The sequence below is a fragment of the Flavobacterium sp. ZB4R12 genome, from assembly GCF_048276375.1.
Classification (GTDB): Bacteria; Bacteroidota; Bacteroidia; order Flavobacteriales; family Flavobacteriaceae; genus Flavobacterium; species Flavobacterium gawalongense.
Window position 1 is genome coordinate 57390 of record NZ_JBLNKS010000005.1, and the last position, 13167, is coordinate 70556.

The 13167-nt window shown below is 32.8% G+C and carries 8 protein-coding genes and 1 other RNA gene; 7 read left to right on the forward strand and 2 right to left on the reverse strand.

The features are described 5' to 3' along the window. The first annotated feature begins 55 nt into the window (after positions 1-55). Entirely contained in the window at positions 56-1051 is a 996-nt protein-coding gene (locus tag ACNO7W_RS04810) for an isoaspartyl peptidase/L-asparaginase family protein (RefSeq protein WP_417937246.1), read from the forward strand. After that, positions 1052-1723: a copper homeostasis protein CutC gene (locus ACNO7W_RS04815; RefSeq protein ID WP_417937247.1), complete on the forward strand. Its 672-nt coding sequence runs from the start codon at positions 1052-1054 to the stop codon at positions 1721-1723. Positions 1724-2032: 309 nt separating this feature from the next. Here ACNO7W_RS04815 and ssrA read toward each other — a convergent pair. After that, positions 2033-2429: a transfer-messenger RNA gene (ssrA, locus tag ACNO7W_RS04820) on the reverse strand. A 110-nt stretch (positions 2430-2539) separates the two neighbouring features. Further along, complete coding sequence (locus ACNO7W_RS04825) at positions 2540-3745, reverse strand: serine hydrolase domain-containing protein (protein ID WP_143386256.1); 1206 nt, start codon at positions 3743-3745, stop codon at positions 2540-2542. 233 nt (positions 3746-3978) lie between these two features. Between ACNO7W_RS04825 and ACNO7W_RS04830 the strand changes: the two genes are divergently transcribed. The 5 genes from ACNO7W_RS04830 (at position 3979) to ACNO7W_RS04850 (ending at position 13035) form a co-directional block, all read left to right on the forward strand. Then, positions 3979-5181 (forward strand): NAD(P)-dependent oxidoreductase, encoded by a 1203-nt coding sequence (locus tag ACNO7W_RS04830; protein WP_417937248.1) that lies wholly within the window; start codon positions 3979-3981, stop codon positions 5179-5181. 227 nt (positions 5182-5408) lie between these two features. Further along, a complete protein-coding gene (corA, locus tag ACNO7W_RS04835) occupies positions 5409-6479 on the forward strand; it encodes a magnesium/cobalt transporter CorA (RefSeq protein WP_417937249.1) in 1071 nt (356 codons plus the stop codon). A 55-nt stretch (positions 6480-6534) separates the two neighbouring features. Beyond that, positions 6535-8628, forward strand: a complete 2094-nt coding sequence (gene pta, locus ACNO7W_RS04840; protein ID WP_417937250.1) for a phosphate acetyltransferase — start codon at positions 6535-6537, stop codon at positions 8626-8628. A 199-nt stretch (positions 8629-8827) separates the two neighbouring features. After that, entirely contained in the window at positions 8828-10027 is a 1200-nt protein-coding gene (locus tag ACNO7W_RS04845; protein WP_417937251.1) for an acetate/propionate family kinase, read from the forward strand. 263 nt (positions 10028-10290) lie between these two features. Continuing rightward, positions 10291-13035 carry a histidine kinase gene (locus ACNO7W_RS04850; protein ID WP_417937252.1) on the forward strand — a complete coding sequence of 915 codons (2745 nt, stop codon included), beginning with the start codon at positions 10291-10293 and terminating at the stop codon, positions 13033-13035. The last annotated feature ends 132 nt before the right edge of the window (positions 13036-13167 follow it).

Genomic DNA, 13167 nt, shown 5'->3' on the forward strand with positions numbered 1-13167 from the left:
AATTATAATTAAGGTTATTTTTAAACCATATTTGAATTAATATAAAATAGAAAATATGACAAATCGTAGAAATTTTATAAAAACAGCGGCGATTGCTTCTGTAGCTGTGGCATTAAATTCATTCAAAGGGAAACCGGAAGAAGAAAATGATTTTTCATTAAAAAAAGGAAAGAAACCCATTGTGCTTTCTACATGGAATTTTGGAGTACAAGCTAATGCAGCCGCTTGGGAAATATTAAAAAATAAAGGACGTGCTTTAGATGCTGTAGAAGCAGGGGTGAGAGTTCCTGAAGGAGACCCAAAAGAACGAAGTGTGGGTTATGGTGGAAGACCAGATAGAGACGGGCGTGTAACACTCGATGCTTGCATAATGGATGAAAATGCAAATATTGGTTCGGTGGCTTGTTTGGAATATATTAAACATCCCATTTCTGTGGCTCGAGCAGTGATGGAAAAAACGCCTCACGTGATGTTGGTAGGTGATGGTGCTTTGCAGTTTGCTTTGTCACAAGGTTTTAAGAAAGAGAATTTATTGGTCGAAGAATCCGAAAAAGAATGGAAAGAGTGGTTGAAAACCAGTCAATACAAACCCATTGCCAATATCGAAAATCATGATACTATTGGAATGATTGCTTTGGATGCAAGCGGAAATCTTTCAGGTGCCTGTACTACAAGTGGAATGGCCTTCAAAATGCACGGACGTGTGGGTGATTCTCCAATTATTGGGGCAGGATTATATGTTGATAACGAAATTGGAGCCGCCACTGCCACTGGTCATGGTGAAGAAGTGATTCGGATTTCGGGTTGTCATTTGGTTGTAGAATTGATGCGTCAAGGGAAATCACCACAAAAAGCGTGTGAAGAAGCAGTTGCTCGAATTGTAAAATTGACTAAAAATAGAAATAAAGACTTAAAAGAAATTCAAGTTGGTTTTATAGCTTTGAATAAGAAAGGAGAATGCGGTGCTTATTGTATACAAGGAGGTTTTAATTACGCCGTTAATGATGAAACTGGGAATCGATTAATTGATGCAGATTATTTTTTAAAATAAATGGAAAAATGTAAACTGGAGATAGCATGTTTTAATCTGCAATCTGTAATTATTGCACAAGAAAATGGTGCAGATAGAGTAGAATTGTGTGCCAATATGAATGAAGGAGGAACAACGCCAGATCTTGAAATAACTAATTTGGCAAAAAAGGAATTATCCATCGATTTGAATGTAATGATTCGGCCTCGTGGTGGAAATTTTGTCTATTCTGATTTTGAATTTGAACAAATGAAATTAGAAATCCTAGCATTCAAAAAGCTAAAAGTTAATGGCTTTGTCTTCGGAATTTTAAAGGAAGATAGTAGTGTCAATAAAGAACAAAACAAGGAATTAGTGGCACTGGCACATCCACTTCCATGTACGTTTCATCGTGCTTTTGATGTGGTAAAAGACGTAAATCAATCGCTTGAATCCGTAATTGAATGCGGTTTTAAAGCCATATTGACTTCTGGGCAAGAAAATAATGTAGTTGAAGGTATTGATGTATTGGCTGAATTAGTTGAAAAAGCCAACAATCGAATTGTTATCATGCCCGGTGGTAGCTTGCGTTCAACTAATATTGAGTTATTAAAAGAAAAGACAAAGGCTATTTTCTATCATTCATCTGCTATAACTGATTCAAGAGAAACGGCAAGTGGCGATGAAGTAAAAGCTTTAAAAGCTAATTTGTAATAATTGTAAAAGCGTAATTTTTTAAAAATATTGTATTTGATATAGTACATTTGGCACTAAAAACACAACCTACTGCAACTTCTTTATATAGTAAATCTAATGAAACTATACCTTATGTTTATACTAAATCGACAACTCTGCAAAAAAGGGAATTTATAAGTATGGTGTTCGACACTAACTTATACTATGAAGAAGGGGTGTATCGAACACCTACTATGCCAAGTATATTTTCTCGTAATTGCCTGTTAATGAATGGAAAAGGGTGTCTTATTTATGAAAAAAAAGGGATGATTTGTTAATCATCCCTTCGAGTGGAGTCGCCGAGAATCGAACTCGGGTCCAAACAAGCAACTAAAAAGCTTTCTACACGTTTATTTCCTGATTGGGTTTTCGATATTGTGCTAGGCCAGAAACAGCCACACGATACTTATCTTCTTAATTTCGAAATCCACCCGAAGCTTATGGAAATCTAGGTTTATTTTTACGGTTCCCCTAAATTGACCGCCACAAACCAAGGCTTTCAAGGAGAATCCAGCTTTCCTATCTGATAGGAACGTGGCTTAATCGTACTATAATTCGGATTATGCAGCTAAAGCGTAGTTATTTTCGCCGTGTAAAAGTGTAAGATCTTATATTTACGAGCAAGGTCTCAATGCTCGACGTGCTTACTTATCAATTCGACTTGCTGTCAAAACCAGTCGACCCCTTTTTTATTTCAAAATTCAAAATATGAATTTTGAGTTTGCAAATGTACAATTTTAAACTTGAATTAGTATTGCTAAACTCTCAACTCTATCACAAAAATCATTCCCTTTTTTATTCGTCTTTTATTCTGAACGGATAATCACCAAATAAAACAGCCAATTTCCTAACATCGTATGTTTTTCGGGTAAATTTATTGGATAGTGCTATAATGGTAACACTCTCTTTTCTCAAGGTGATGTAGGATGACGTATTGCCATGCCACCAACCGTTGTGAAAATAAAAATTTTGTCCCGTATCCCAATTGACCATCCGAATACCAAGACCATAATTTTTAGTCCCTTTACGCTCATTGCTGTATCCTTTATATACTTGACTTTGCAGCTTTGGTGTTAAAAAAGAAGAACTATTTCTGGCTCTGTCAAATTTCAATAAATCCCGTGGTGTGGAATAGATATTTTTATCACCATAAACCGCATCTAAATAATCCTTGCCAATTTCAACTTTATTTCCTTTATAAGAGGTAACTGCTGTGTCTTTATCTCTTTCATAATCAAAAACATAGGTATTTTTCATCCCAAGTGGTTCAAAAATGATTTGTTTCATGGCATCTTTGTAAGGGAGTTTTGTTACTTTTTCAATTATTAATGCCAACATGGCATAATTAGTATTACAGTAGCTAAAACGGGTATCGGTTTTGAATTCTAAACCAATATCCTTAGTTGCCATAATAGTCAGGATATCTTGATTGGTAAGTATGTTGTGTCTGTCCCAAATCAATTTATCACGATCTGTAAAATAGGCATAATTACGCATCCCACTTCTGTGATTCAGCAATGTTTTGATAGTTACATCCGGATAAGGAAACTCTTTCAAGATGGTATTTACTTTTTGATCTAAATCTATTCTTTTGGCATTTACTAATTTTAAGATAGCCGTTGCGGTAATGACTTTACTCACTGATGCAATATGTAGCGGTGTCGATTTAGTAATTAATGTTTTATTCCTAAAATTAGAGTAGCCTTCATATTTTTCATAAATAATTTGGCCGTTTTTAGCTACCAGAAAACTACCGTTAGCACTATTATTGGACCAATTTTTATTGTAAAAAGCATCAACAGCCCTTTTTTTAGTATCGATGTATTCAGCAGTTAGTTTAGGAAGATCATTTATTAAAGGTTTCATCTTAGGCAATGTACTCTTTGGGAGTTGGGCATCACTTAATTCTGTTTTCTTTTTCTCTTTGGTACAAGAACTCAAAACGATTATCAAGATGAGTATTTGTAGTATATTTGCTTTTTTTATAAATTTCATTTTCATAGTGCTAGAAAGACAAATATATAGAATCAATCTCTTTTGATTCCTCTTTTTTCCGAAACCTTAACACTATTTTATCAACGTTTTATAAATGCTGTTTTGTATCATTTTGGACATCAGCTTTTAATGGCTTATGACTTGTAAATTTATTTAAAAAAGAAAGCCAATTTATTTAAAATTGTTATATTTGTAACAAATAAAACGAAATAAGTTATATTAATATAAAAGTACAGAAAATGAAATTCGGAATTATAAAAGAAAGAAAAAACCCACCAGACAGAAGAGTTGTTTTTTCACCAGATGAATTGGCAAGATTAAAACAGCTTTATCAGGGAGTTTCTATAAAAGTGGAACATTCCGATATTCGAATTTTTACAGATGAGGAATATAAAAAACTTGGGATTGAAGTTACAAATGACATCAGTGATTGTGATGTTTTATTTGGTGTAAAAGAAGTTCCTGTGGAAGACTTAATCCCTAATAAAGCGTATTTCTTTTTTTCGCATACCATAAAAAAACAACCATACAACAGAAAATTGTTGCAAGCCATACTCGAAAAAAACATTGATTTATACGATCATGAAACCATCGTGGATTCCCATAATCGCAGGTTAATTGGTTTTGGACGCTATGCCGGAATTGTAGGGGTTTATAACAGTATTCGCGCTTTTGGAATAAAATTCGAATTGTTCAAATTGCCAAAGGCAGATACACTTTCTGGTAAAGAAGCACTAATCGCTCATTTAAAACGATTGATATTGCCGCCTTTAAAATTTGTGATTACGGGTACCGGAAAAGTGGGTAATGGAGCAAAAGAAGTTCTGGATGCTATAAAAGTAAAGGAAGTTTCGGTTGAAAATTATTTGACAAAGAATTATTCACAACCCGTTTATACTCAAATTGATGTTTTAGAATACAACAAACGTAAAGATGGGAAGATATTGGATTTTAAAGATTTTTATACTAATCCACAAGATTACGTATCCAATTTTGAACGATTTACTAAAGTTTCCGATATCTATATTACAGGGCATTTTTATGCCAATGAAGCTCCGGTTATTCTTACACGCGAAATGCTGCAGTCGAAAGATTGCAAAATTAAAGTCGTTGCGGATATTTCTTGTGATGTCAATGGTCCAATAGCCTGTACGCAAAGAGCATCAACAATTGCGGAACCTTTATATGGATATTTGCCCAGTGAAAATAAAGAAGTTGATATCTTTCATCCCGCTGCAATTGTTGTAATGGCAGTTGATAATTTACCATGTGAATTGCCAAAGGATGCCAGTATAGGTTTTGGTGAAATGTTTATGGAGCATGTAATACCTGCTTTTTTCAATGGAGATGCTGATGATATTCTTCAAAGAGCCAAGATAACCGAAAAAGGAAAATTGACTCCAAGATTTAGTTATTTGCAGGATTATGTAGATGCTGAATAAAGAATATAATTTTTTAAGAAGAAACCGAGTTAGTGATAGCTCGGTTTTTTTGTGGAATTTTATAAATGAAACATGATTAATCTCATAAAACGGATTATTATTTCTATATACCTTTGTTTTTCAAAATAAATCAATAAGATAATATTCATTTTTATGAATGCCAAATTCATAAAGTAGTCATTCATTGATAAAAGTTTTTTGTAATATTACTACATAAATCAGTTGGAATGAGAAAAATTAAATACAAGAAAGGAAGGAAACTGCAACCTTATAATTTGGAATATACTGGTATTCATAAAAATAAGGAGTCGGAAATGCAGTTGTTTGTATATGATAATTTAGATTTGATAGAATATGAAGATTTTAAAGTTTCCGATTTAGACAAATTTATCAATGTCCAAAAAACCAATTGGATTAACATACACGGATTAAATAATGTTGAGTGGTTAAAATCTATTGGAGATTATTTTAAAATAGATAATTTCATGTTGGCCGATATCTTGAATACTACCCGAAGAACTAAACTGGCAGAGTCTCAGGACAGTTTATTCTTTAATATAAAATCACTGTTACCTGCAGGAAATTCCGATAATATAAGTGTGGAGCAAATTAGTTTTTTGATAAAAGACGGCATTCTTGTTTCTTTTCAGGAAAAGCGAAGTGATTTTTTTACTCATATTAGAGAACGTATTCGAACACATTCAGGGATTGTCAGAACAAAAAAAGCCGATTATTTGTTGTACATTCTTTTGGATGCCATCATGGAAAATTTCTACATAACCATAGAAAATGAAGAAGATAAGGTGGAAGAATTGATTAACCTTACCAAGGAAAGTGCGGATCCTTTAATTCTGGAAAGAATTGAAAAACACAGGGATAATTTCAATTTTTTGAAACGATCCATTATACCGCTTCGGGATTCTTTGTACGATATTAAAAGCATAAAAGACGATAATGTGTTTAATGCCATGGAAGCGGATAATTTTAGTTTTTTTACCCGATTGCATCAAAAGAGCTTAGAACTTTTAGAACAAATAGAATCTGATATGGGTTCACTGGAGAGTGCTTCTAATTTCTTTTTCTCAGCGCAAACGCATAAGATGAATGAGATTATGAAAACGCTGACTATTGTGTCGGCGATATTTATTCCGCTAACTTTTATTGTGGGGGTTTATGGAATGAATTTTGAATATATGCCGGAGCTTAAACGTCATTATGGCTATCAGACCGTTATGGGCGCTATGTTTTTAATAGTAATTGGAATGATTATTTATTTTAAAAAGCGTCGTTGGTTTTAGGAATTAAAAAACAATACATCCGATTTATTTTGGAATTAAATATAAAAACAAAAAGATGAACAAGGCCATATATATTGCAACAAGCGAACAAAATAGTGGTAAGTCAATTATAACTTTAGGGTTGATGAGCATGCTTATTGGTAAGACTGCCAAAGTGGGTTATTTTAGACCCATTGTAGAAGATTTTGAAGAAGGAGGATTTGACAATCATATAGAAACCGTGATTGGTCATTTTGGGTTGGATATTCAATTTGAAGATGCATATGCTATTACAAAAAGTAAACTAATCAAAAAGAAGAATAAAGGGAAAATAGGTGAGGTCCTTGATTTAATTATTGAAAAATACAAGAAATTAGAAGAACATTTCGATTTTGTTTTGGTTGAAGGAACCAGTTTTACTGGGGAAGGAACCGTTATCGAATTAGATATGAATGTTTTGATTGCCAAAAATCTTGGAATTCCAACTATTATTGTGGGTTCAGGAGTGGGTAAAACATTAGAGGAATTAATCGATAGTTTGTACCTAGTATACGATTCATTCAAAGTTAAAGAAGTAGAAGTTTTGGCAGTAATTGCCAATAAAGTCGAACCTGAAAACATTGAATTGGTGACTACTGGTTTAAGAAAAAGTTTACCTGAGAGTGTATTAGTGAATTCAATTCCTTTAATTTTAAATTTGAATAATCCCACAATTCAAGAAATTGTAAACAAATTAAATGCTAAAGTTTTATTTGGTTCCGCTTATTTAAACAACCAAACTGGTAATTTTAGTGTGGGTGCCATGCAGCTTTGTAATTACTTGTTGCACTTGAAAGAAAATAGTCTGGTGATTACGCCCGGAGACAGAGCCGACATTATTCTTGGTGCATTGCAAGCGAATGAATCGGTAAATTATCCAACAATTTCGGGAATACTTCTTACGGGAAATATATTACCTGAAGTTAGTATTTTAAAATTGATAGAAGGACTTTCTCCTGTTGTTCCCATTTTTGCTGTGGAGGAAGGAACGTATTATATTACCAATAAAATAGGTTCCATTAAATCCAAAATTTACGCTAACAACAAACAAAAGATTGAAACTTCCATAAACACTTTCGAAAAGTATGTAGACTTAGATAATTTGGCTGAAAAGCTAATTACTTTTGAAGCTGAGGGAATGACGCCAAAAATGTTCCAATACAACTTAGTAAAAAGAGCCAGAAAGTATAGAAAACATATTGTTTTACCGGAAGGGAATGACGAAAGAATCATTATTGCGGCTTCGCGATTATTAGCGATGGATGTGGTTGATATTTCGATTATTGGGAACAAAAAACAAATAGAGAATAAAGTTTCGGAACTGGGTTTGGCTTTTGATTTTTCTAAAATACACATCATTAATCCAATAGAATCGTTGCATTACGATGATTATGTAAATACGTATTATGAGTTGCGAAAAGCAAAAAACGTAACTTTAGGAATGGCCAAAGATTTGATGGAAGATGTTTCGTATTTTGGGACGATGATGGTATATAAAGGCGATGCAGACGGAATGGTTTCCGGTGCGGCACATACCACACAACAAACTATTTTACCAGCCTTGCAATTCATTAAAACAAAACCCAATTCCACTGTGGTTTCTTCCATATTTTTCATGTGTTTAGAAGACCGGGTTTCTGTTTTTGGGGATTGTGCCATCAATCCAAATCCTACCGCCGAGCAACTGGCAGAAATAGCGATTTCCTCTGCCGAGTCCAGTTTGGCTTTTGGAATTGAACCAAAAATTGCCATGCTTTCCTATTCATCCGGTTCTTCTGGAAAAGGTGATGAGGTCGATAAAGTAAGAACAGCCACGGAAATAGTAAGAAAAAAACGTCCAGATTTAAAAATTGAAGGACCTATTCAATATGATGCAGCAGTTGACATGGCTGTCGGAAAAAGTAAAATGCCAAATTCAGAAGTGGCAGGACAAGCCAGCGTTTTGATTTTTCCGGATTTAAATACGGGAAATAACACGTATAAAGCGGTGCAAAGAGAAACTGGCGCACTAGCAATTGGTCCAATGTTACAGGGATTGAACAAACCTGTAAATGATTTAAGCCGAGGTTGTACAGTAGATGATATTATAAATACAGTCGTGATTACAGCGATTCAAGCACAGGGATTATAAGAAATTATAACTTTTACGTCACGTTTTAACTGCTAAGGAAAATAATAATATTTTGCCGCAAAGGCTCAAAGACACAAAGAAAATAGGTTTATAAAGGATAAGAAATTAATCTGATCGTTTAATAACATTTATCAGATTATTTAAAATTTGCGCCTTAGCGTCTTCGTGGCAAAAAAGGTTTGATTAAATAAAACAAATTATGAAAATAGTAATAATAAATTCAGGGAGTTCATCCATAAAATACCAATTAATAGCCATGCCGGCTAATGAAGTTATTTGCTCGGGGATGATTGACAGAATAGGATTGGAGACTTCAAATCTAAGTTATGTAACCAATAATAATAAATTAGAAGAAACGTTGCCTATTCCAAATCATAAAATTGGTTTGAAAAAAATCGCTCAATTGTTAATGGACGAGACAGTTGGAGTTATTAAAAGTACTGATGAGATTGAAGCTGTCGGGCATCGTGTGGTGCATGGCGGCAGTGCTTTTTCGAATACGGTAATCATTACCAGTGCGGTAAAAGACAAAATAAGACAACTTTTTGATTTGGCACCTTTGCATAATCCTGCTAACTTGGAAGGAATAAATGTTGCGTCAGCAATTTTCAATACAGCAAAGCAGGTCGCTGTTTTTGATACGGCTTTCCATCAGACGATTCCTGTTGTGGCGCACAAATATGCATTGCCCAATTACCTTTTGACTGAAAATAAAATACGGGTATATGGTTTTCATGGAACGAGTCACAAATATGTTTCGGAAAATGCAATTCATTATCTGAAACAGAATTCTATAAATAAAGGTTCTAAAATTATTACGATACACTTAGGAAATGGATGTAGCATGACCGCCATAAAAGATGGAAAAAGTATTGATCATACATTGGGTTTTGGCCCTATGAACGGCTTAATTATGGGAACCCGAAGCGGAGATGTGGATCAATCAGTGATTTTTTATCTGGTTAATTCGTTAGGGTATTCGCTTGAAGCCGTAAATACGATGCTGCAAAAACAAAGCGGAATGCTAGGACTTACCGGTTATAGCGATTTGAGAGACATTGAAGCAAATGCAGAAAAAGGAAATGTTGATTGTCAGTTGGCTTTGGATATGAATGCGTATCGAATTAAAAAATACATTGGTTCATACACTGCAGTTTTAAATGGTTTAGACGCTATTGTTTTTACAGCAGGAATTGGAGAGAATTCCTCTTACATTCGAAAACTGGTTTGTACGGATATGGATTATTTCGGAATTGAATTAGACGATTCCAAAAATGAAACTCGTTCTAAGGAAATTCGAGAAATCAATACACCCGATTCAAAAACAAAAATATTGGTTATTCCAACCAATGAAGAAATTGAAATTGCAAATCAGGTATTTGAATTACTTACCAATTAAAAAAAGCTATATTTTTTTAACTCTAAAATAGTAAAAATTATATTCAATTAAGGTTAACCATTTAAGAAATATAAGGTCATATAATACAGATTTCAGGACTATTTTACTTAAATGAACTTACATCCCTTAAATGGTTCGAATTTTATTTTCTGTTATGAAAGTAGAATACGGCCAAAAAGAAACTAAAAGCTTCCCTGCAGGGAAGCTTTTAGTTTCTTTTTATTTAAGAAATCTGTTTATATTTGGACATAAAACGCCACATTTTGAAAGCAAGAATTACATTAATAATCCTATTATATTTTTTTTCGTTCCAACTTTATTCTCAAGAGTTACTTCCTTTTGTCGAAAATTACAGCAAATCAAATTATCAGGGCGATAACCAGATTTGGAATGTGGCACAAGGAAATGATGCTGCCATGTATTTTGCTAATAATTATTATTTACTGCGATACGATGGCGTAAAATGGGAGAAATATACCTTGCCTAACAAAACAATTATTCGCTCCATAATGGTTGACGGCGACAAGATTTATTCCGGTTCTTATAAAGAATTTGGGTATTGGTTTCGAAAAGAAGGAAAGATGCATTATGTTTCGATTTCCAAAGGCAATAAGGTTTTTGATGAAAAGAACAATGAAGAAATTTGGAAGATATTTAAATTCAATAATAAAATTTATTTTCAGTCTTTTAATGGGGTTTTTCTCTTTGATGGAAAAGCAATTAAGGAAATAAAGTTTCCTTTTCTTATTTCCTATTGTTTTGTTGTAGACAATCAACTGTTGATTGCTTCAGTGGAGAAGGGAATTTATAGAATGAATAATGGGCATATAGAAAAAGTAAATGGATGGGCTATTTTAGAAAATAATGTTATTCATACTATTCAAAAACACCATGACAAAACATATTTTTTTACTAAAAAAAATGGTGTTTATATTCTGGAAAATGGCGTTTTGATTGCTTGGAAAAATCCTTTAAATGACATTTTGAAGGCTGCAAACATTAACATTGCCCAGTTTATAAAAAGCAATAAGCTGATAATAGGAACAGCAAATAAAGGGGTTTACGTTTTTGATTTGAATGATGGTTCTTATAAAAACATCAATCGAAATAACGTCTTGATGAACAATTCTATTTTAAGTATTGGTCAGGACAAAGAGGATGATTTATGGTTGGGACTGGATAATGGAATTGCTCATATTGAAGTCAATTCTCCTATTTCTATTTTTTATGATAGTTCAGGGATTTTAGGTTCTGTCTATTCGGTGGCAAGCACTGCAAAGGGCTATTTGATGGCTTCTAATCATGGTGTTTTTAAATATGAGGACAAACAACTTTCATTGGTTCCAAATACACAAGGCCAGGCTTGGAATATCAGTAAAATAAATAATAAATACCTCATAGGCCACAACGAAGGGACTTTTATTTATGATAATGGATTGTTCTATAAATTAAGTTCTATAAATGGAGGTTGGAATTTAACAAAAAGCAGCATTAACAATTCGTATTTGCAAGCTACTTACAGTGGTGTGATCATTTATAATGACGCTAATGATTTGAATAAAAAGATAGTTGTAGAAGGACTATTGAAGCCTATTAAATATGTGGCGCAAAACAGGAAAAATGAAATATGGGCTGCGGATAATAATAGAGGTTTGTATCGAATTCTTTATAATGATGCTTACGAGACCACCAATGTCGAAAATGTTACCCAACGCAGTAAAATCAACAATGATTTTGGCGTAAAAATATTTGAGTTTAGAAATGAAATCCTTTTTTTAATACATAATTCCTGGGACACTTACAATTCAATCACTAATCAATTGGAAGGAAATGAATTGTTTAATTCCAATTTCAAAAACGTCTCAGATATTGTTGCTATTGATGAAAATAACTTTATGGTACTTCAAGATGGACTTTTGTATCATATTTATGCTAATGATAATAAATTCATTAAGAATAGTATTCAGGAGAAATATTATAAAGGAAAAATCATCAATAACAATTTGAAAGTGTTTAAGAATAACGACAGTTATCTTTTGAATCTGGATGATGGTTTTATTTCTCTTCAATTAAAATATAAAAATAAGCCAAGAACAAATGTAAAGATTGAAGCTTTCAACGATGATGTTTTGGTGGAAAATAAATCAAAAATCAAGCATAATTCAGAGCTTAGAATACATGTAATATCCGGAATTTACGGAGCGACAAAGCCTGATTTATTTTATAGAATAAATGGGACAAAAGAATTCATTCCTATAAAAGAAGGATTGATTATTTTGAATAACCTCAATAGTGGTTCCCACGATGTGACTATTTACCATAATGATGGCTTGCATTATAATAAAGTTTCCAATTTTCAATTCATTGTGGCAAAGGCATGGTATTTTTCTTTTTGGATGATTTTAGTGTACCTGATTGTTATAGGTTTGATATTATATCTTTATTATAAATGGAATAAGATGAAATATATTCAGAAACTGAAATTACAGGAAGAAGAATTAAAGCATCAAAAGAAAATTCTGGAAATGGAATTAAAAGCCGAAAACGAGTTGAATGTTCAGGAGTATGAAAAGCATATTTTAGAACTCGAATTACAGTCAAAATCATCAGAAGTAGCTGGTAAATCACTTTCGATTGCCAAGCAAAGTGAAATGATAGAGAATATTCAAGGAATTTTAGATTCTGAAACGGATTTCAACAAACTAAAAAGCGAGATAAAAAAGGCCATAAAAATCAATGCGGTTAACAAACATGAATGGGAAACATTTGAAACAAATTTGAATCAAATTCATAATGAGTTTATAATTAACCTTTCTAAAAAATATCCAAACCTGACTTCTAAGGATATTAAGCTTTGTATTTACTTAAAAATGAATCTTTCCTCCAAAGAAATTGCACCAATGATGAATATTTCTTTCAGAGGTGTTGAATTGCATCGCTATCGATTAAGAAAAAAATTGAACCTTGTTCAGGATGAAAACCTTTCCAAGTTTTTATTAAATATATAAATAAGTTATATTTTTTATAGATAATATATTATTACACTCATTTTTTTACGAAATTACAATACATCATTACTACATCATACCGATGTAGTACAGTACCTCTTTACCTTTCTTAGCTGCTTTAAAATATAGATT

What these genes read in the sequence shown, in the direction of transcription:
- ACNO7W_RS04825 (WP_143386256.1), bottom strand. Translation starts at nt 3,745, where the DNA reads ATGAAAATGAAATTTATAAAAAAAGCAAATATACTACAAATACTCATC.
- ACNO7W_RS04845 (WP_417937251.1), top strand. Translation starts at nt 8,828, where the DNA reads ATGAAAATAGTAATAATAAATTCAGGGAGTTCATCCATAAAATACCAA.
- ACNO7W_RS04810 (WP_417937246.1), top strand. Translation starts at nt 56, where the DNA reads ATGACAAATCGTAGAAATTTTATAAAAACAGCGGCGATTGCTTCTGTA.
- corA (WP_417937249.1), top strand. Translation starts at nt 5,409, where the DNA reads ATGAGAAAAATTAAATACAAGAAAGGAAGGAAACTGCAACCTTATAAT.
- pta (WP_417937250.1), top strand. Translation starts at nt 6,535, where the DNA reads ATGAACAAGGCCATATATATTGCAACAAGCGAACAAAATAGTGGTAAG.
- ACNO7W_RS04815 (WP_417937247.1), top strand. Translation starts at nt 1,052, where the DNA reads ATGGAAAAATGTAAACTGGAGATAGCATGTTTTAATCTGCAATCTGTA.
- ACNO7W_RS04830 (WP_417937248.1), top strand. Translation starts at nt 3,979, where the DNA reads ATGAAATTCGGAATTATAAAAGAAAGAAAAAACCCACCAGACAGAAGA.